Annotated in this window: 17 protein-coding genes and 1 riboswitch; of the genes, 7 read left to right on the forward strand and 10 right to left on the reverse strand. The window is 63.0% G+C overall.

Translation table 11 applies throughout. The annotated features are described in order from the left end of the window. The first annotated feature begins 1 nt into the window (after position 1). Genes AC1RZR_RS03095 through AC1RZR_RS03105 form a run of 3 tightly spaced genes read left to right on the forward strand, consistent with a single transcriptional unit; the run spans position 2 to position 3,979 of the window. On the forward strand, positions 2-1,156 hold the full coding sequence (locus tag AC1RZR_RS03095) for a carbohydrate ABC transporter permease (RefSeq protein WP_477267986.1): 1,155 nt from the start codon (positions 2-4) through the stop codon (positions 1,154-1,156). A 4-nt stretch (positions 1,157-1,160) separates the two neighbouring features. Next, entirely contained in the window at positions 1,161-2,825 is a 1,665-nt protein-coding gene (bglA, locus tag AC1RZR_RS03100) for a beta-galactosidase BglA (RefSeq protein WP_477267987.1), read from the forward strand. Positions 2,826-2,866: 41 nt separating this feature from the next. Then, a complete protein-coding gene (locus tag AC1RZR_RS03105; protein ID WP_477267989.1) occupies positions 2,867-3,979 on the forward strand; it encodes an ABC transporter ATP-binding protein in 1,113 nt (370 codons plus the stop codon). Positions 3,980-4,052: 73 nt separating this feature from the next. Here the strand turns inward: AC1RZR_RS03105 and AC1RZR_RS03110 are convergent, their stop codons facing one another. The 3 genes from AC1RZR_RS03110 to AC1RZR_RS03120 all read right to left on the reverse strand — a co-directional run bounded on the left by AC1RZR_RS03110 (position 4,053) and on the right by AC1RZR_RS03120 (position 4,840). Beyond that, positions 4,053-4,289, reverse strand: a complete 237-nt coding sequence (locus AC1RZR_RS03110) for a DUF680 domain-containing protein (protein WP_477267991.1) — start codon at positions 4,287-4,289, stop codon at positions 4,053-4,055. 77 nt (positions 4,290-4,366) lie between these two features. Further along, a complete protein-coding gene (locus AC1RZR_RS03115) occupies positions 4,367-4,573 on the reverse strand; it encodes a DUF680 domain-containing protein (protein WP_477267993.1) in 207 nt (68 codons plus the stop codon). A gap of 69 nt (positions 4,574-4,642) precedes the next feature. Beyond that, positions 4,643-4,840: a DUF680 domain-containing protein gene (locus AC1RZR_RS03120; protein WP_481827610.1), complete on the reverse strand. Its 198-nt coding sequence runs from the start codon at positions 4,838-4,840 to the stop codon at positions 4,643-4,645. 505 nt (positions 4,841-5,345) lie between these two features. Then, positions 5,346-5,546, forward strand: a riboswitch (cobalamin riboswitch). 114 nt (positions 5,547-5,660) lie between these two features. Here AC1RZR_RS03120 and AC1RZR_RS03125 point away from each other — a divergent pair. Continuing rightward, positions 5,661-6,908: an aromatic ring-hydroxylating oxygenase subunit alpha gene (locus AC1RZR_RS03125; RefSeq protein ID WP_481827611.1), complete on the forward strand. Its 1,248-nt coding sequence runs from the start codon at positions 5,661-5,663 to the stop codon at positions 6,906-6,908. A gap of 180 nt (positions 6,909-7,088) precedes the next feature. Then, on the forward strand, positions 7,089-8,189 hold the full coding sequence (locus AC1RZR_RS03130; protein WP_481827612.1) for an FAD-binding oxidoreductase: 1,101 nt from the start codon (positions 7,089-7,091) through the stop codon (positions 8,187-8,189). A gap of 65 nt (positions 8,190-8,254) precedes the next feature. Here AC1RZR_RS03130 and AC1RZR_RS03135 read toward each other — a convergent pair whose 3' ends face one another. The 6 genes from AC1RZR_RS03135 to AC1RZR_RS03160 form a co-directional block, all read right to left on the reverse strand. Further along, positions 8,255-9,001 carry an FAD-binding oxidoreductase gene (locus AC1RZR_RS03135; protein WP_481827613.1) on the reverse strand — a complete coding sequence of 249 codons (747 nt, stop codon included), beginning with the start codon at positions 8,999-9,001 and terminating at the stop codon, positions 8,255-8,257. Continuing rightward, complete coding sequence (locus tag AC1RZR_RS03140; RefSeq protein WP_477268004.1) at positions 8,998-9,609, reverse strand: molybdopterin-dependent oxidoreductase; 612 nt, start codon at positions 9,607-9,609, stop codon at positions 8,998-9,000. Before AC1RZR_RS03140 ends, AC1RZR_RS03135 begins: the two co-directional genes overlap by 4 nt. A 146-nt stretch (positions 9,610-9,755) precedes the next feature. Further along, positions 9,756-11,282 carry a DegQ family serine endoprotease gene (locus tag AC1RZR_RS03145; RefSeq protein WP_481827614.1) on the reverse strand — a complete coding sequence of 509 codons (1,527 nt, stop codon included), beginning with the start codon at positions 11,280-11,282 and terminating at the stop codon, positions 9,756-9,758. Between the two features lie 272 nt (positions 11,283-11,554). Then, complete coding sequence (locus AC1RZR_RS03150; RefSeq protein WP_477269774.1) at positions 11,555-12,259, reverse strand: MBL fold metallo-hydrolase; 705 nt, start codon at positions 12,257-12,259, stop codon at positions 11,555-11,557. A gap of 35 nt (positions 12,260-12,294) precedes the next feature. Then, on the reverse strand, positions 12,295-13,461 hold the full coding sequence (locus AC1RZR_RS03155; protein ID WP_379101181.1) for a diphosphate--fructose-6-phosphate 1-phosphotransferase: 1,167 nt from the start codon (positions 13,459-13,461) through the stop codon (positions 12,295-12,297). A 158-nt stretch (positions 13,462-13,619) separates the two neighbouring features. Then, a complete protein-coding gene (locus AC1RZR_RS03160; RefSeq protein WP_481827615.1) occupies positions 13,620-14,387 on the reverse strand; it encodes a L,D-transpeptidase in 768 nt (255 codons plus the stop codon). Between the two features lie 241 nt (positions 14,388-14,628). Between AC1RZR_RS03160 and AC1RZR_RS03165 the strand changes: the two genes are divergently transcribed. Both AC1RZR_RS03165 and AC1RZR_RS03170 read left to right on the forward strand, forming a co-directional pair. Next, the gene (locus tag AC1RZR_RS03165) at positions 14,629-14,751 is read left to right on the forward strand and encodes a hypothetical protein (RefSeq protein ID WP_481827616.1); all 123 of its coding nucleotides are present in this window, start codon (positions 14,629-14,631) and stop codon (positions 14,749-14,751) included. Between the two features lie 96 nt (positions 14,752-14,847). Further along, positions 14,848-15,471 (forward strand): LysE family translocator, encoded by a 624-nt coding sequence (locus tag AC1RZR_RS03170; protein WP_111545008.1) that lies wholly within the window; start codon positions 14,848-14,850, stop codon positions 15,469-15,471. 84 nt (positions 15,472-15,555) lie between these two features. On the opposite strand, the gene AC1RZR_RS03175 is transcribed toward AC1RZR_RS03170, so the two are convergent. Next, a complete protein-coding gene (locus tag AC1RZR_RS03175; protein WP_481827617.1) occupies positions 15,556-18,429 on the reverse strand; it encodes an autotransporter family protein in 2,874 nt (957 codons plus the stop codon). Between the last annotated feature and the right edge of the window lie 104 nt (positions 18,430-18,533).

Below are 18,533 nucleotides of genomic sequence, written 5' to 3' on the forward strand. Positions count from 1 at the left end.
GATGGCCGTTGCGACCGGAAATTCCTTCGCCAGCCGCTTTGGTGTCCACATTGCCGTCTTCATCTTCGTCGCCATCTGGACCATGCCGACGCTCGGCATCCTGGTGTCGTCGCTGCGCGACAAGGACCAGATCATCGCCTCGGGCTGGTGGAATTCGTTCTCCAGTTCCACCCAGACGGAAGCCGGCCGGCTGCCGGCCGCCTCGACGCAAGTCGAAAAGGACGGCAAGTTCGTCCTTCAAGGCAACATCTTCGGCGACGATGCTCACCGCAACATCAGCGCCTTCGGCGTCAAATCGGCGGCACCGACGCAATATCCCGCCGGCACGTCAGCCGATCTCGGCGACGGCGTGACCCTGCAGCTCAACGCCGACGGCAGTTTCGTCATGCAGTCGCCCAAGGCTTTCGAAGGCGATCGCGGCCAGCGCGTCTACTATGCCTCGTCGGCACCGCCGAAATTCACCACCGACAACTACAAGACCGTGCTGTTTTCGGAAGGCATCGGACGATCGTTCATGAATTCGCTGACCGTCACCATCCCAGCGACCGTCATCCCGATCCTGATCGCCGCCTTTGCAGCCTATGCGCTGGCCTGGATGCGCTTTCCCGGCCGGGCGCTGTTGATTGCAGTCATCATCGGCCTGCTGGTCGTGCCGCTGCAGATGTCGCTGATCCCGCTGTTGAAGCTCTACAACGGCGTTGGCGCTTTCTTCGGCATGCCGTCGAAAACCTATCTCGGCATCTGGCTGGCGCATACCGGCTTCGGCCTGCCCTTCGCCATCTACCTGCTGCGCAGCTACATTGCCGGCCTGCCGCGTGAAATCATGGAATCGGCACGCATCGACGGCGCCAGCGATTTCGAGATCTTCGTCAAGATCGTGCTGCCGCTGTCCTTCCCGGTGCTGGCTTCGTTTGCCATCTTCCAATTCCTGTGGGTATGGAACGATCTGCTGGTGGCGATGGTTTTCCTGGGTACGGAGGCAGACCAAATCGTGCTGACCGCCAAGCTCAACGCGCTACTGGGCTCCCGCGGCGGTGACTGGGAGATCCTGACGACATCGGCTTTCGTGACCATCATCGTGCCGCTGATCGTGTTCTTCTCGCTGCAGCGCTATTTTGTCCGCGGGCTGCTTGCCGGCTCGGTGAAAGGAGGCTGATACGATGCAATCCGCTTTGAAGGCCAGTTCGAAGCCTGACCTCGCCGTCGATCGTGACTGGTGGCGAGGTGCGGTGATCTACCAGATCTATCCGCGCAGCTACCAGGACTCGAATGGCGACGGCATCGGCGACCTGAAGGGCATCATCGGCCGGCTCCCCTACATTGCAGGACTCGGTGCGGACGCCATCTGGATTTCGCCGTTCTTCAAGTCGCCGATGAAGGATTTCGGCTACGACGTCACCGACTATTGCGACGTCGATCCGATGTTCGGCACGCTGGCCGACTTCGATGCGCTGACCGCAGAAGCACATAGGCTGGGCTTGAAGGTGATGATCGACGAGGTGCTGTCGCACACCGCCGACAACCACCCCTGGTTCAAGGAAAGCCGGTCGAGCCGCGGCAATCCGAAAGCCGACTGGTATGTCTGGGCGGACGCCAGGCCGGACGGCACGCCGCCCAACAACTGGCTGTCGATCTTCGGCGGCTCGGCGTGGCAATGGGACACCAGCCGCCAGCAATATTACCTGCACAACTTCCTGGCCGAACAGCCCGACCTCAACTTCCACAATCACGAGGTCCAGAACGCGCTGCTCGACGTCACCCGCTTCTGGCTGGAGCGCGGCGTCGACGGCTTCCGGCTCGACACCATCAATTTCTACTTCCACAGCCAGGGCCTGGAAAACAACCCGCCACTGCCGCCGGAGCAGCGCAACGACCAGACCGCACCCGCGGTCAACCCCTACAACTATCAGGACCATATCTACGACAAGAGCCGCCCCGAGAACCTCGGCTTCCTCGAACGCTTCCGCGCCTTGCTCGATGAATATCCGGCAACCGCCGCGGTCGGCGAAGTCGGCGATTCGCAGCGCGGGCTGGAAGTGGTGGCGGCCTATACGGCCGGCGGCAAGCGCGTGCACATGTGCTACTCGTTCGACTTCCTGGCGCCGGAAAAGATCAGCGCGGCCAAGGTCCGCTCGGTGCTGGAATCCTTCGGCAAGGTCGCCAGCGACGGCTGGTCGTGCTGGGCCTTTTCCAATCATGACGTGATGCGCCCGGCCTCGCGCTGGGCGGCTGGCGAAGCCGATCCGACCGCCTATCTCAAGGTCATCTCGGCGCTGCTGATGTCCTTGCGCGGCTCTGTCTGCATATATCAGGGCGAGGAGCTTGGCCTCGGCGAAGCCGACCTTCGCTTCGAGGATCTGCAGGACCCCTACGGCATCCGCTTCTGGCCGGAATTCAAGGGCCGTGACGGCTGCCGCACGCCGATGGTGTGGGACGGCAGCGCCACGAATGGCGGCTTCTCCTCGGCAAAGCCCTGGCTGCCGGTGCCGGCCAAGCATCTGTCGCAAGCGGTTAATGTCCAGCAGGGCAACGAGACCTCGCTGCTCGAGCACTACCGGCGCTTTCTCACCTTCCGCCGCGCACATCCGGCGCTGGCCAAGGGCGACATCACATTCATCGAAAGTGCGGGCGACACGGTCGCCTTCACACGCCGCGCAGGCAACGAACAGATCGTCTGCGTCTTCAATCTGGGAGCTGAGCCAGCCAAGGTTGACCTAGGCAACCGATCGCTGCAACCTTTGCCCGGGCACGGATTTTCGGGGCAGGCGAGCACCGGTTCCGTACAGCTCGGCGGCTACGGCGCCTGGTTCGGACGCATCGACTGAATTTCAAATCACTTGAATTTCAAATTTCTGGGAGGAAACCAATGGCCGATGTCACGCTAAGACAAGTGAAGAAGTCCTACGGCAATCTGAACATTCTCCACGGCATCGACCTCGATATAAAGTCGGGCGAGTTCATCGTCTTTGTCGGCCCGTCGGGCTGCGGCAAGTCGACTTTGCTGAGGTCGATCGCCGGGCTCGAGGAAATCACCTCCGGCGAACTCAAGATCGCCGGCGAGGTCGTGAACGACGTGCCGCCATCGAAGCGCGGCATCGCCATGGTGTTCCAGTCCTACGCGCTCTACCCGCACATGACCGTCTACGACAACATGGCGTTCTCGATGAAGATCGGCAAAGAGAACAAGGCCGAGATCGACCGCCGCGTGAAGCAGGCGGCCGAAATCCTACAGCTGACCAAATATCTCGACCGCCTGCCCAAGGCGATGTCGGGCGGCCAGCGCCAACGCGTCGCCATCGGCCGCGCCATCGTGCGCAATCCGAAAGTGTTCCTGTTCGACGAGCCGTTGTCGAACCTTGACGCGGCGTTGCGCGTCGCCACCCGCATCGAGATCGCCAAGCTCAAGGAATCGATGCCCAACACGACCATGATCTACGTCACCCACGACCAGGTCGAGGCGATGACGCTGGCCGACCGCATCGTGGTGCTCAAGGAAGGCCATATCGAGCAGGTCGGCACCCCGATGGACCTCTACAAGAAGCCCGGCAATCTGTTCGTCGCCCAGTTCATCGGCTCGCCGGCCATGAACATCCTGCCGGCGACCATCGACAAGACCGGAAACCCGACCGTCGTCAGCCATGTCGGCGGCCGCAAGGCAACCGTACCGATCGCCACGCCGGCATCGGCAAACGGTGCCTCGGTGAGCTTCGGCGTCAGGCCAGAGGACCTGATGATCGCCAGCGGCGCGGACTATCTGTTCGAGGGAACGGTGGACTATGTCGAGCAGCTCGGCGAGGTCCAACTTGTCTATGTCGACATCGGCCGCGCCGACCTGCCGCTGGTGACCAAGATGCCAGGCAATGTCGAGGTCAAGCGCGGGGCGACGCTGCGGCTGAGCGCGGACGCCAGCGACCTTCACATCTTCGACGCGGACGGGCACTCCTTCTCGCTCCGTCAGCCGGAAGCAAAGGCTGCCTGAGGCCACATGAAAAACAAAGAGCGGCGGGCACAGGTCCGCCGCTCTTTGTTTGGAGATCAGCTTCGGCTGTTAGTTAGCGACCGAAGAGGTTCCGGTCGCTGCCCTGAGGGGCAGACTTCTGTACGTCACCCGACGAGTTGAGCAACTTGTAAACGGGCGAATCGCTGTTGCGGATCGAGCCCGTATGCGAGGCGTCGACGTTGACGGTCGCCTGCTTGTTGATGTCGGTGCCGCCAACATTGTCGTTGCCAGCATAGGCGCTGCCGGCGGCAATCAGAAGAGCGGCGGCAGTAAGAACAATCTTTTTCATTTTTGATACTCCGGTATTTTCGAATTCGAGGCGGCAGGCTGACCCGCCGCCTCGCCGTCGGATGCTAGTTTCGGATGTCAGTTGTTGCCGAACAGGTTGCGATCGCTGCCATGGGTGACAGGCGTCTGCGCAGCCGGCTCGGACTTCTTGGTTGAAGCCGTGTACGAGCTGTCCACCGAGGCGGCAGGCTGATTGGCGCCCTTGGAGCCAAAGTTGTCGCTTCCGGCGAAAGCGCTGCCGGAAATGGCCAGAACGGCGGCGGCAGCAATAAGGATCTTGTTCATTTTAGCTCTCCTGAATTTCTGGATTTTGCCAGGGCGGCGGGCGAGCCCGCCGCCTTCTGGGAATCGGCGTTAGTGGCCGAAGAGATTACGGTCGCTGCCCTGGACAGGCGTCTGAGCAGCCGGTTCCGACTTCTTGATCGAAGCGGTCTGCGAGCTGTCGACAGCAGTGGCTACCGGGGCGTTCGAACCATAGTGGTCGCTACCGTTAGCAAAGGCGCTGCCGGAAATGGCCAGAACGGCGGCGGCAGTGAGAATGATCTTTTTCATTTTAGGTACTCCAGTATTTTTCCCGTCCGTCTAGCGGCGTGTCTTGGGATGAAATCGCGTCGTTCGGACCGCCCCGATGTGGGAAAGCCATCCAGCCATTTCCAATCACGAAGTTGTTCCGCGTGGACCAAGAATCTGCCACTTGAAATTGTGCCAAGAGCGTCCACACCAGTTGTTTTTCTTCTTGATATCAAATAGTTATGTAAAATTGGCACCCCGATCACCAACTGTGTCGGAGGCCCAGCGTTCACACCGTCCTGCACGCACCGTCAACAGAAACGAACCGTTCGGTTCGATTTTAGAAGTTGCTAATAGTCACTTTTCGAAACCGTTAACCTTTCTTAGGCCCCGGCAAGGGGTCGGATTCGAAGAGATTGCAGCCGGCGATGGCTGCCTAGGAGATCGGATTTCGGCTCCGCAATAGCCGGCCGGAACGTTTCGCATGCGTGTCGCGCCGCATGGATACGATGTCGTTTTCATGCCGATGGCGCGCCCGCGATCGTGATTAGATCATGTCATCTCAGGTGCCGCTTCGTGACGACGAAGCGGAGAATTGGGAAGCCGGTCAGAATCCGGCGCTGCCCCCGCAACGGTGGTGGAGTTCAAGTCGCAACGGGAGACCACTGGGCAAACGCCTGGGAAGGTGTCGCGACCGTCCGCAAGGACACTCCAGAGCCCGGAAACCAGCCCGAGATATTTGAACTCGACTGATCGCGGTGGGCGGTCAAGAGGTGGATAGTGCATGTCCGGCGCTTCGCCGGCCTGCGTCCGATCCTTCCTCCATCACCACCAGTTCAGTCCTTGGCTATGAGGACAGGACATGGACGCGCGCAACGATATGCTGAGGCTGCTGCAGGGCCGCAGGAACGGCTTCTCGCTCGAGCAGCCTTTTTACACCGATCCCGACTATTTCAAGCTCGACATGGAGCTGATCTGGTATCGCGACTGGCTGTTCATCGGCCATGATTGCGAGCTGCCCAAGCCGGGCAGCTACATTACCGCGCAGATCGGCGATTATCCGGTCGTCCTTGTCCGCGACCAGAAGGGCAATATCAACGCCTTTCACAATTCCTGCCGCCATCGCGGCAGCCGAGTCTGCAATTCAGACAAGGGCACGGCGGCAAAGCTGGTCTGCCCCTATCACCAGTGGACCTATGAGCTGGACGGAAGGCTGTTGTTTGCCCGGCAGATGGCGGACGGGTTCGACAAGAGCCAGTTCGGCCTGAAGCCCATCGCCTGTGAAAGTGTCGGCGGCTACATCTTCATCTGCCTGGGCAAGGAGCCGGCGGATTTCGCACCGATGCGGGCTATGATCGAGCCCTACCTTTTGCCGCACCGGCTGCGCGAGGCCAAGGTGGCGTTCGAGTCGACCATTGTCGAGAAGGGCAACTGGAAGCTGGTCTGGGAAAACAACCGCGAGTGCTACCATTGCGCCGGCAATCACCCGGAGCTTTGCAAAACTTTCCCAGAGGCACCGACGGTGACCGGCGTGCAGGGGGCCGACAGCGACCCGGAAATGCTTGCGCACTGGGCGAAATGCGAAGCGGCCGGCCTGCCGAGCAAATTCCGCATCGATGCGGCCGGACAGTACCGCGCCACCCGCGCGCCGCTGCTGCGCGACGCCGTCAGCTACACCATGAACGGCAAGCGGGCGGTGAAGAAGAACCTCTCCGACACCGTCTCCGCCGACCGGATCGGCACCTTGATGCACTATCACTATCCGACGACATGGAACCACATCCTCATCGACCACGCGGTGACGTTTCGCGTGCTGCCGATCAGCGCCACGGAAACGGCGGTGACGACCAAATGGCTCGTCCACAAGGATGCGGTCGAAGGCGTCGACTACGATCTCGCCGAACTCACCCATGTCTGGACCGAGACCAACGACCAGGACCGCCGCATCGTCGAGGAAAACGCCTTCGGCATCCTATCGCCCGCCTACGAGCCAGGCCCCTATTCGGAGCTGCATGAGGGCGGCGTGATCCAGTTCGTCGAATGGTACGCGTCGTTCATCGGTCCGCGGCTTGCCGAAGGCGGCCGGCCGGCGCTGCGCAGCGTTGCCTAGTGCATGTCGCTCAAAAATGGCCCCCGGTTTTGAGACAACGACATGCAAGGAAACAAGACCTGAAGCGCGTCGCATGAACCCGTTTCGACGCGACGCGCCTTGGTGCATGTCGCCCAAGAGTGCGCAGCGGTTTTGGGATCACGACACGCACGGAATAAAAGGGACAAGAGGATGAATGCGATGACGGACCTTGGCCTCTATCGCCATCTCGACCAGATGACGCCCTGGAACGACAGGCTCCAGGTGCTGGAAGTGATCGGCGTCAGTGACGAAGCGCCTGATGTGAAGACCTTCACCTTCCGCTCCGACAACCAGACCTGGTTCCGCTACAAGCCGGGCCAGTTCGTGACGCTGGAACTGCCGACCGCCGATGGGCCGCTGATGCGCACCTACACGCTGTCGTCTTCGCCATCGCGGCCGTTCTCGATCGCGGTGACGATCAAGGCGCAAGCGGGCAGCATCGGTACACGCTGGATGTTCGACCATCTGACGCCCGGTTCGCATGTGAAGGCCTATGGGCCGACCGGCGACTTTTCGCTGCACAGCCACCCGGCGGCCAAGTATCTGTTCATTTCGGCCGGCTCCGGCGTGACGCCGATGATGTCGATGCTGCGCTGGCTGAACGACTGCGCGCCATGGACCGATGTCGGCTTCGTCAATTGCGCGCGGCGCCCCGAAGAAATCATTTTCCGCAAGGAGCTCGAGCTGCTCGGCAGCCGTATGCCCGGCCTGTCGCTCGGCTTCATGATCGAGGAGCGGTCGAGCCGCGAGGGCTGGTTCGGCCATATGGGCCGCATCGATGCGATCCGGCTGCCATTGCTGGCGCCCGATTTCCGCGAGCGCGAAATCTTCTGCTGCGGCCCCGATCCCTTCATGCGCGCCGTGCGCGGCATGCTGGACTCTGCCGGCTTCGACATGACGAAGTACCATCAGGAGAGCTTTGCGGCGCCTGTCGTGGAGGAGATCCCGGCACCATTCACGTCGCCGGCGGAAGACGGCGCCGCCGTCACCGTCGAAGCCGCGACGCCGATCCGCTTCGCGCTTTCGGATGTCGACGCCGAATGCGTCGCCGGCCAGACCGTGCTGCAGACGGCGCGGGCTTCGGGCGTGCGGATTCCCGCCGCCTGCGAGTTCGGCCTGTGCGGAACCTGCAAGGTGAAGAAGGTCACGGGCGCCGTCGAGATGAGCCACAATGGCGGCATCCTCGACCACGAGATCGACGACGGCTTCATCCTCGCCTGTTGCTCAAAGCCGCTTTCGGCGCTCGAAATCGAGGCGTGACCGCCCCGGAATGCCGAGCCTCGGAACGGCGGCTACGAGAAACCTCTCGGAAGGGCCGTGTCCGTTCAAACTCCGTAGCGTTCGGTCCGGATGATTTCCGCCGCAACGCCGGCATCCATCAGCGCCTGGGCGGCGGCGGAAACGAAGGCGTTGGAGCCGCAGACGAAGGCGACATCAGGCGGTCCGGGCAACCGAGCCATGGATTGCACCACCATGGCGACATCCACCCGCCGCGAATAATCGGCTGGACGGCGCGCGGCTTCGCGCGTCAGCGTCAGCACGAGGTCGAAGCCGTCCTTGCGATCGTCGAGGGCAATCAGCTCGTCACGAAAGACCACTTCGTCCCAGACCCGGGCTGAAAAGACGAGGGCGACGGGCACCGTCGAATTGCGCGCGACGCGATGACGAACCATCGACATCAAAGGCACGATGCCCGAGCCGCCGCCGACCAGCAAGAGCGGCCCGCCATCGTCATCGGGCCAGATGAAGTGCCCGCCGAGTGGTCCGCGCAGTTCGATTTCGTCGCCAACTGCCGCAATCTCGTGGAAGAATGGAGAGACCTCGCCATCGTCGAGTTTCTCGATCGCCAGTTCGATCACCCCGTCCGTCTCCGGCGCGGAGGCAATCGAATAGGAGCGGCGCGCTTGATAGCCGTCCGGCGCTGTCAGCCTGACGTCGACATGCTGACCGGCCCGGTAGGTGAACGGCCGCGATGGCTGGAAAAAGAAGCTGGTGACGCGCGGCGTGCGCCTTTCGATACGGACGATCCCGGCCGTTTGCCATGGCGATTGCGGCGCTTGCGCGTCGCTCATGGATCGTTCGTGTAGCGCTGCTCACGCCATGGATCGCCATAGATGTGATAGCCGCGCAATTCCCAGAAACCCGGCTCATCGCGCTCGGTGAACTGGAGGCCGTTCAGCCATTTGGCCGATTTCCAGAAATAGAGATGCGGCACCAGCAACCGAGCCGGGCCGCCATGGTCCGACGTGATCGGCTTGCCTTCGTAAAACAGCGCGACCATCGCCTTGCCGGCTTCGAGGTCCTTGGTCGGTACGTTGGTGGTGTAACCGTCGAACGAATGCGCCAGCGTGAAGGCGGTCGGCGGCGCGATGCCGGCATCGGCGAGAATATCGTCGATCAGCACGCCTTGCCATGGCGTGTCGAACTTGGTCCACGCGGTCACGCAATGGATGTCGCGTGTCATCTTGGTCAATGGCAGGGCGTTGAACTCGGCCCAGTTCCATTTCTTGATCGGCCGCGGCCCGTGCTTCAGCGTGAACGACCAGTCCTCGGTGCGCACTCGCGGCGTCGGGCCGGCTGACAGGACAGGAAATCCCTGCTCGAGATATTGCCCTGGAGGGATGCGCGCGTCGCCGTCGGTCGGCGGGCGCCGTCCTGAAAGGAAACCTCGGGTGACCATTGCGGCAATCCCCCTGCATCAGGCCATGTGTCAGCCCTCATGCAGTTTTCTCGAAGATACCGTGGCGGGCAACTGAAATCTTGACGGACCGGATCGACGGGATCGTCGTCACCGATCCCGCCGATCGCTCGATTGAGCGCTAAGTCTCAGCCATTGGCAAACGGCACCGCGACATAAATCTGGCCGCCGTCGCGCTCCAACAGCAACAGCACCGATTTCCTGCCGGACTTGCCGGCTTGGGCAATCGCCTGGGTGACCTGCCTGGCGCTCTTCACCGGCACCTGATTGACGGCAATAATGATGTCGCCGGCCTGGATTCCGGAAGCCGCGGCCGCCTTGTCGGGATTGACGCTGGCAACCACCGCGCCGTGCTGAGTGTCGGCGAGGTTCATCTGCTGGCGAATGTCGGGCGTGATGTCCATCAGGCCAAGTCCTATCGCGGGGACTCGATTGCCTTGCCCGGCGCTGGGCGCACCGGACCCGTCGGTCACCGACGCGGTCTTCACATCGTCGCTGTTGCGGCCGACATCGACGGAAATCTGGACCGCCTTGCCCTTGCGCCAGACCTCAAGCGATTCCCGGGCGCCGGGCGCCACGTCGGCGACTGCCCGCGACAGATCCTTGGGATCCTTCACATCCTGTCCGGCGAAGCCGGTGATGACATCGCCGGTCTCGACCCCGGCGCTGGCGGCAGGCGAGCCGTCATTGACCTGCGAAACCAGCGCGCCGCCAGGATGATCGAGCCCGATGGCGCTCGCCACATCCGGCGTCACCGGCTGGATCTCGACGCCGAGATAGCCGTATTGGATGGAACCGTCCTTCATCAGCTTGGCGACCACCTTCTGGGCTTGGTCGGATGGAATGGCGAAGCCGACGCCAACGCTGCCGCCATTGGGCGAATAGATCGCCGCGTTGATGCCGACGACATTGCCGTTCACATCGACCAGCGGACCGCCGGAATTGCCATGATTGATCGGCGCGTCGATCTGGATGAAGTCGTCGAACGGGCCGCTGTGCAGATCACGGCCGCGCGCTGAGACAATGCCCGCGGTGACCGTGGTGCCGATGCCGAACGGATTGCCGATCGCCAGCACCTGGTCGCCGGTCATCAGCCTGTCGGAGTCACCCCATTTGACGGTCGGCAACGGCTTGTCGGCTTTGATCTTGAGCACGGCGAGATCGTTCTTGGCATCGCGGCCGACGAGCTTGGCGGGAAGCTCGGTACCGTCGTCGAGAGTCACCTTGATCGAAGAGGCGCCATCGATGACGTGGTTGTTGGTGACGATGGTGCCATCGGCAGCGACGATGAAGCCTGAGCCGAGTGCCTCGGCGCGCTGCGCCTGTTCCTGCGGCGGTGTCCTTGGCGAGGGCATGCCCTGGTCGCCGAAGAACTGGCGGAAATATTCGTCGAACGGCGAATTCTCGAGCGGCATGCCGTCGTCCGTGCTTTCCGGCTGTGCCTTCATGACTGTGGTGACCGTTACCACCGCCGGTTTGTCGGCGGCCACGATCGGGGCGAACGAGCCGTTGGGAGCCGTGATGCCGGCGACAGGTGTCTGGGTTGTCGGAACGGCGTTGCTCGCACTTTGAGCGAAAGACACGACAAAGGGGCATATGATCAGCGCAGCGCCCAGCAAGGCCGCGACGCGATGTCTGCGAAGGATATCTGACATGGTCGTTTGTCCGGGCGAGAGTTGATCCAGCGCTGTGGCCGTCTCCCTTGGAAACTGGCCATCCGGCGTGTCGAGGGTCGCGATTGCCCGTCTCGCCTGGCATGGCAACCGACCGGATCGACAGCCCTGCATCTAGGGTATGGATTGGCCCGATTTAGGGTTTTCAGGCGACCTTACGAAGATTTAATTTCCGGGTGGCGGCCCGTCACAATGTCGTCAAGCGACAGGCGAGACGGCCTTCCCGGCCTCGCGGGGCTTCAGCCCCCGCCGGTTCACCCGAGATAGGCCGTTGCAATCTCGCGCATGCGCTTGCCGTCGAAGCTCGTCCCATGACCGCCATGGCCGATGCGGACCGGCAGGTCGAGCAGGCGCTTCATCGTGCGGCGATAGGCTGTTCGGTCCGAATCCGGCAGGTCGTCGATCAGCGTGTCGTCGTAGATGGCGTCGCCGCTGAAGAACAGGCCATCGGCCTCGTCGAACAGCGCGATCGAATCCGGCGAATGACCGGGCAGGTGCAGCACGCGAAACTGACGATCGCCGAGATCGACCACATCGCCCTCGTCAAGCGTCCGTGTCAGCGGCGCGGATGGTATCGCATAGTCGGCGGCCTTCCAGTCCGGCGCAGGCAGTTTGGAGACGGCACCTTCGAGATCGCGGAACATGTAGGCGTAGGTCGCGGCGTCATCCATGCTCTCGAACTGCGCTGCACTCATCCTTGGCCCCGCCCGCAACGGGAATTCGTGCAGCGAGCCGACATGGTCGAGATGGATGTGCGTGGCGACGACCAGCAGCGGCTTGCCGGCCGGCGTTTCGATCTGCGGCGCCAGTGGACAGATGCCCATGCCGGTATCGACCAGCAGGTCGACATCACGGCCGCGCAGATGCCACATGTTGGCGCGGACGTAGCCATGCACGAACGGCTCGGTCAGCATCGTCGTCTTTTCGTCGACGATGCTCTTGCTGAACCAGTCCGGCATCACGTGTGAGCCGGGCATCACCTGTGATGCCTGCATCAGACGAATGGCTTCCCGACCTTGTACTTTTCCGGCACCAGCCGCCTGAGGTAGGCCATGCCGGCATCCGACAGCTGATTGACATCGGGCTTCATGAAATCGTCGGGCATGTGGCGGGTCTTGCCGGCGACGTTCTTCAGCGGCACCTTCTTCAACACCGTCTTTGTGCCGTCATATTGCAGCGCCACCGAGCCGCCGCCCTGTTCGGCGACGGTGACAGCGAAGGCGCCGGCATCGAAGGCCTCCTGCGCGTCGACCGCGCTGATGGCGCCGATATAGCCGCGCGGCATGTAACCGAGCGCATCGACGCGGGCCCGCTTGCCGGGCAAGCCTTCGGCCAGCGCGCGTTCGAGCGCTGCCGGCAGGTCGCTGCCCGACAGCTTGACGTTGCCATGCGCGTCGCGCTCCAGCTTCTCCGGCGGCACCAGGCTTTCGACCAGCGCCTTGCCGTCGGCGGTGCTGACACCTTCCGACACCGCTACGATGCAGCGCTTGTGGCGATCGAGCGTCGCGCGCACGTCGTCGATGAAGCCGGCGGCCGAGAACGGCCGTTCCGGCACATAGACGAGGTGCGGGCCGCTGTCGGGGTCGAGTTGCCAGGCCGCAGCGGCAGCCGTGAGGAAGCCGGCATGCCGGCCCATGACGATGCCGACATAGATGCCAGGCAGAGCGCGGAAATCGAGGTCGACGGACAGGAAGGCGCCGGCGACGAATTCGGCCGCCGAGATGAAGCCCGGCGTGTGGTCGTTTTCCTCAAGATCATTGTCGATGGTTTTCGGCGCATGGACGAAGGCGATCTTGCCGCCGGCGGCGTCGGTCAGGATCTGTTGCGTGCCCGACGTGTCGTTGCCGCCGATATAAATGAAGGCATCGGCGCCGGCCTTCTTGAGGCCGTTGAGGATCACGTCACAATAGGCGGCATCCGGCTTGTCGCGCGTCGAGCCAAGGGCTGCACTTGGCGTGCCGGCAATCAGCCGCAGCCGGTCTTCGGGAATGGCGGAGAGGTCGACATAATTGCCGTCACGGATGCCGCGCACGCCGTGGATGGAGCCCAGCACCTTGGCGCCGGGATGCCGCTTGCGGATCTCCAGCGTCGCCCCGACCACCGTCTGGTTGATGACGGCGGTTGGGCCGCCGCCCTGCGCGATAACAAAAGTTCCGGCCATTCCTGACGTCTCCCGAGCGATGAATTCGCAGGCACATTCGCCTGTCTTGCGGCATCGCGCAACGGGAGAAACCAGAGCGTGATCGCGAAAAACCGCAACCGGTTTTCGGGATCATGCCCATGCAAAAGATGAAGGCGGCCGCGCAGGCGGCCGGCAAGTCACATGACGACGACCGGGTTCTTCCTGGAGACGCGGCTGTAGAGGTCGATGATGTCCTGGTTGATCAGGCGCACGCAGCCCGACGACATCGCCTGGCCGATGCTCCACCATTCAGGCGAGCCGTGGATCCGATAGCCGGTGTCCTTGCCGTCCTGGTAGATGTAGAGCGCGCGGGCACCAAGCGGGTTGGTGAGGCCGCCAGGCTGGCCGGCCTGCCATTTCACGAGTTCCGGCTTGCGGGCGATCATCTCGGGCGGCGGCGTCCAGGTCGGCCATTCCCTGCCGTACTGGATGTTGGCGCGGCCGGACCAGCGGAAACCGTCCTTGCCGATGCCGACGCCGTAGCGGATGGCATCACCACCCGGCTGGACGAGATAGAGCATGCGCTCCTGCAGATGGACGACGATGGTGCCGGGCGCCTCGCCCGTCGTGTCGACGACGATCTGGCGGCGGAATTCCGGCTTGACCTTGAGATAGGGCACTTCCGGCACGTTGAAGCCGCCATCCGTCAGCGAGGCATACATAAGGTCCGGGCTGGTGATGTGCTTGTCGACGCTGATGCTCGGCCGGATCGGCCGCAGTGAACTGGTGACCGTGTCGTCGAGTTCCAGCGCCGGCAGGCCGCCGCCCGAGGTCGAACAACCGGCGGCGCTGAGCAGCGCCAGCGCGCCTGCCCCGGACAGGATGGCGCGGCGGGAAAGTTGATGATCGGTTTCGATTGCGTCGCCGTTTCGCGACGGCGTCAGACCTGGCGGCAACTCAAGCATATACCCAACCCTACGCTGTCGGCGGGAAGCACGGTCCGGCCGGATAGAACCCATTTTCATCATTCATGGTTGATAAAGCGTGAAGGCCTTGTACTGCCTGCGTTGGCGCGTTGCCTTGCTGGGCGTTCGACCTGCCGCCCGGCCGTCGACCAAAGGGCTGCTGCACAGAAAGACTTCCGTCAGGTCATATTCAAGGCGCCGGCGTTTCCTACCCCTCTCAGGCAGCTACCGAGGGGGATCCATGTGCAAGACCTTAAAAACCGACATCAAGCTTTTTGCCGCAGCCATTGTCGCAGCGGCAACCGTTCTCAATGCCAATGTCAGCCTGGCCGATATCGTGGGCACGTCGAGCGGGGCGAACTGACACCGATCTGCCGTTGGCGAAATTAGGGAAATCGCCCCTTTACATTCTCCCGGCGCCAAGGATTTATCCTCTTCTTTACGCTCAAAGGAGACGAGCATGTCCTTCGAAAACTGGGCCGCCTTCGCTGCCGCATCGACGATCCTTCTCATCATTCCGGGTCCGACCATCCTTCTGGTCGTGTCCTACGCGCTGGGCCAGGGCTGGCGCACTGCTCTGCCGATGGCAGTCGGCGTGGCGCTTGGCGACTTCACCGCGATGACATTGTCGATGCTGGGCATCGGTGCGCTGCTGGCCGCTTCGGCGACCGTCTTCACCATCCTGAAGCTGATCGGCGCCGGCTATCTGATCTATCTCGGCGTGAAACTGTTTCGCGCCGGTGGGGCGCTGAAAGCCGAACCGCGCACCGACGCGGTGTCGTCGGCAAAGATGATGGCGCATGCCTGGCTGGTCACCGCGCTCAACCCGAAAAGCATCACCTTCTTCGTCGCCTTCCTGCCGCAGTTCCTCGACCGGCACGCCGATTTCTGGACGCAGATGCTGATCTTCGAGACGACCTTCCTGGCGCTCGCTTTCGCCAATGCCTTCGGCTATGCGCTGATCGCGGCGCGCGCCCGCAACGTCGTGCGCAATCCCAAGGCAATCCGCATCTTCAACCGCACCGGTGGCACGCTGCTGGTCGGCGCCGGCATCGCCACAGTGGCGATGCGTTCGGGCAATTAGAAGCAATTCCAGGAAAAGTTGTCCGGAATTACTCTCTCTTTTTAACCAAGGTCCCGAACGACAGTTTCGGGGCCTTTGTCAGCATCACCATTTGACGCTGACGCCGAGATTGCCCTCGAGAATGCGGCGCTGGTCGCCGCCGAGATTGGTGGTGTAGTCGCCGGTGGCGAAGATGCTGACCTTGTCCGTCACCTTGGCAACAAGGCCGCCGCCGACCTCGAACGAGGTCGATCTACCCTCGGTCGAGATGTCGGTGGTGTCGAAATTGACGTGGCTGGTGCCGCCGAAATCATGCCAGATATTGGCTTTGAGGTAAGGCTGCAGCGCCATGCCGTTGATAACAGTCTCGCCCTGCAGCCGCACGCCCAGCCGGCCGGCGACGCTGTCGTCGGGATCGAAGGAAACCGACGAGAAACGGTCCGTGGTGTCGTCGAGCGACAAATGCTGCCAGACCAGTTGCGCCTGCGGTTCAAGCGTCCAGCCTTGCGCCAGAGCAATGGGATAGCCGCCCTCCAGCGAAGCGGTGACACCGGTGCCGTCGACGTCGATGCCGACGTCGCGTGAAGAGGTTGCGTTGCCGCCGAAGAAGGTCGCCATGACGACGCCGTCCAAGTACCAGCCGCCCTGGCCAATACGGGTCCAGTAGCCGCCGACGCTGGTGCCGTCGAGATCGATGCTGCCGACGGACAGATTGTTCCATCCCAGCGCCTGGCCGCGCACGTCGCCCTTCATGCTGGCATAGGCGACGAACAGGCCGGCACGATCGATCCCGCCTGACGCAGTCTCGCGGCCGAACAGGTCGAAGCCGCCTTGGAAGCCGAACAGAGTGCCGTCGAAGGACGGCGACACCGTTCCCGACCATCCCATCTCAGTGTCCTGGCCGAAAATGCGGCCCCAGACCGGCGACAGTTCAGCGTTCGACAACAGGCTTTGCTCGCCGCGCCGTTCATGGAAGGTGCCGAGCGTTGCCATCGCCAGATGCTCGGCCACCGGCGGCAGGGCCGAATAGACCGGCACCTCGATGCGATAGAGCGGTATCGCGGCTGCTTGCACGGCCGTCGCTCCGGGCGTCGGCGGCGCCGGCTGTACAGGTGCCGGGCCAATAGGCGGCGTCGGCGCTGGAAGCGCAGGGGCTTGGGTTGGCACCACCGGTGGCGGCGGCGGTGGATCTGCCGGTGGCGCCGCTGGCGGCGGGGGCGGCGGCGCGGGTTCCGGATCGCTGGCCTGCACCGGCGGCGTCGGGTCGACCGGCGGGGTGTTGATGTCGCCCTCGGTCGGCGGCGGCGTCGGCGGCAGCGCTGACGGCGGCGGTGGCGGTGGCTCGACCGCAGGCGGTTCAGGTTCCGGCGGCGGCGTGCCAGGTTCCGGCGGCGGTGGCGGTTCGACCGCCGGCGGTGCCGGTGCCGGTGGGGTCGGCGTCGTCACTGTCGAGCGCAGATACCAGTTCTCTTCGCTGCCGGCGCTGACGCCGCCCTTGAACAGATAATATTCGAAGGCACCGGCCGCGACCTGCGTGTCGAGGGCGAAGGTGGTGGCGCCTGTCGTGGCGCCGTTGACCGCCTGGACGACCATGATGCCATCCTGCGTGGTCTCGGCGCCGCCGCCGCCGAGATTGATCACCGAGATGCCGGTCGAGCCGGACGCCGTCCCGCCTGACAGCACCAGCCTGTCCGATGCGGAGGAATCATCGCCAAGCTCGGTCTGGATGAACAGCAGGCCACCGATGCCGGTATAGTTGCCGGAAATCGTCAGACGGTCGGTCGCGCCGGAGCCGCCATTGGTCAGGTCGATGCGCCCGGCATTGGTGACCTGCGCCAACTGGCCTGCCGTAAAGGCCTGGATCGAGCCGTTGAAGCCGCCGCCGCCAAACAGCGTGCTCGAGGCGTCGACGCTGAGTGCGCCGGTGCCGGTGCCACTGTCGCCAAGCACCAGATTGCCGTCCAGCGTCAGCTCGGTATCGTTGGTGGCGATGATGCTTTCCCAGTTCTGCAGCCGGCTGATGCCGTCGAGCTTGACGTTGTCGAGGGTCAGCGCGTCGGTGCCGAGGCCCCCGGTTATTGCATCCGTGGCGCCGAGATGGGCGTTGGTGAGGTTGCTGAGCCTGGCGGTGTCGTTGTCGCCGCCGACATCGACGGCGCCGTAGATGATGCCGCCGCCGTTCCAGACGAAACTGTCGGCGCCAAAGCTCATCAGGATATCGCCGCCGACCGTGCCGCCGGTGACCGTGACGCTGTCATTGCCGCCGCTGACGCTGATGTTGCCGCCGATGATACCGCCCGACAGGATGATCGTGTCCTGGTCGAAGCCGGTGACAAGGTTGCGGTCGATGGTTCCGCCCGACATGTTGAAATAGTTTTTGTCGAGTTTCATGTTGACGCGGCCGATGCGGCCGCCGGTCATGACAGCACGGTCGCCATCGTCGAAGAAATCGACGATGCGCCCACCCGTCATGGTGAAGGTGTCTAGGCCGTCGCCCTGGTTGAGCGAACCGACCTGGCCGCCACTCATATTGAAGTCGTCGATGCCGGCGCCCTGCTGGACGTTGCCGGCAACAGTGCCGGCGCCAATGGTGAAGAAATCCGTGCCGCCGCCCTGATCGACAGTGCCGGTGATGGTGCCGGACTGCATGTCGATGCGGTCCGTGCCGACGCCAAAGGTGACATTGCCGGATATCTGCCCGGTCCCAGCGGCGGGAAAATTCAGCGCGTTGTCGCCGCCATTGTCGGTGAGGCTGCCGCCTGAATCACCGCTGTCGCATGTGAAGGTGTCGTTTCCAGGAGACGGAACGAGCACGCATGCGGCGAAGGCCGCGGAATTGGGCAGCAACGCCAGCGCCGTAGTTGCAAGAACGCTAATAAACCATGGATGTATCTGGCGCGGCCTTCGCCGCAGATAAGCAATTGTTTCACACATGTCTTCCAAACGGCTGTTTGGAAGCTTCATTTCTAAGTGCCGCATCGCGTCCCCTCTCAGATCGCGACTTAAAGGCCCTCGCCCGCGCCGCAATGAAGCCACAATTCGTTCGATTTTACAAAGGCTGATCTGTACCTCATGGTTGATAA

Source organism: Mesorhizobium bavaricum (assembly GCF_056781655.1).

Bases quoted from the DNA above. Each gene is read 5' to 3' on its own strand.
- AC1RZR_RS03165 (WP_481827616.1), top strand. From the start codon at position 14,629: ATGTGCAAGACCTTAAAAACCGACATCAAGCTTTTTGCCGCAGCCATT.
- AC1RZR_RS03160 (WP_481827615.1), bottom strand. From the start codon at position 14,387: ATGCTTGAGTTGCCGCCAGGTCTGACGCCGTCGCGAAACGGCGACGCA.
- AC1RZR_RS03120 (WP_481827610.1), bottom strand. From the start codon at position 4,840: ATGAAAAAGATCATTCTCACTGCCGCCGCCGTTCTGGCCATTTCCGGC.
- AC1RZR_RS03170 (WP_111545008.1), top strand. From the start codon at position 14,848: ATGTCCTTCGAAAACTGGGCCGCCTTCGCTGCCGCATCGACGATCCTT.
- AC1RZR_RS03145 (WP_481827614.1), bottom strand. From the start codon at position 11,282: ATGTCAGATATCCTTCGCAGACATCGCGTCGCGGCCTTGCTGGGCGCT.
- AC1RZR_RS03130 (WP_481827612.1), top strand. From the start codon at position 7,089: ATGACGGACCTTGGCCTCTATCGCCATCTCGACCAGATGACGCCCTGG.
- AC1RZR_RS03125 (WP_481827611.1), top strand. From the start codon at position 5,661: ATGGACGCGCGCAACGATATGCTGAGGCTGCTGCAGGGCCGCAGGAAC.
- AC1RZR_RS03175 (WP_481827617.1), bottom strand. From the start codon at position 18,429: ATGCGGCACTTAGAAATGAAGCTTCCAAACAGCCGTTTGGAAGACATG.
- AC1RZR_RS03135 (WP_481827613.1), bottom strand. From the start codon at position 9,001: ATGAGCGACGCGCAAGCGCCGCAATCGCCATGGCAAACGGCCGGGATC.
- AC1RZR_RS03105 (WP_477267989.1), top strand. From the start codon at position 2,867: ATGGCCGATGTCACGCTAAGACAAGTGAAGAAGTCCTACGGCAATCTG.
- AC1RZR_RS03115 (WP_477267993.1), bottom strand. From the start codon at position 4,573: ATGAACAAGATCCTTATTGCTGCCGCCGCCGTTCTGGCCATTTCCGGC.
- AC1RZR_RS03110 (WP_477267991.1), bottom strand. From the start codon at position 4,289: ATGAAAAAGATTGTTCTTACTGCCGCCGCTCTTCTGATTGCCGCCGGC.
- bglA (WP_477267987.1), top strand. From the start codon at position 1,161: ATGCAATCCGCTTTGAAGGCCAGTTCGAAGCCTGACCTCGCCGTCGAT.
- AC1RZR_RS03140 (WP_477268004.1), bottom strand. From the start codon at position 9,609: ATGGTCACCCGAGGTTTCCTTTCAGGACGGCGCCCGCCGACCGACGGC.
- AC1RZR_RS03150 (WP_477269774.1), bottom strand. From the start codon at position 12,259: ATGCCGGACTGGTTCAGCAAGAGCATCGTCGACGAAAAGACGACGATG.
- AC1RZR_RS03095 (WP_477267986.1), top strand. From the start codon at position 2: ATGGCCGTTGCGACCGGAAATTCCTTCGCCAGCCGCTTTGGTGTCCAC.
- AC1RZR_RS03155 (WP_379101181.1), bottom strand. From the start codon at position 13,461: ATGGCCGGAACTTTTGTTATCGCGCAGGGCGGCGGCCCAACCGCCGTC.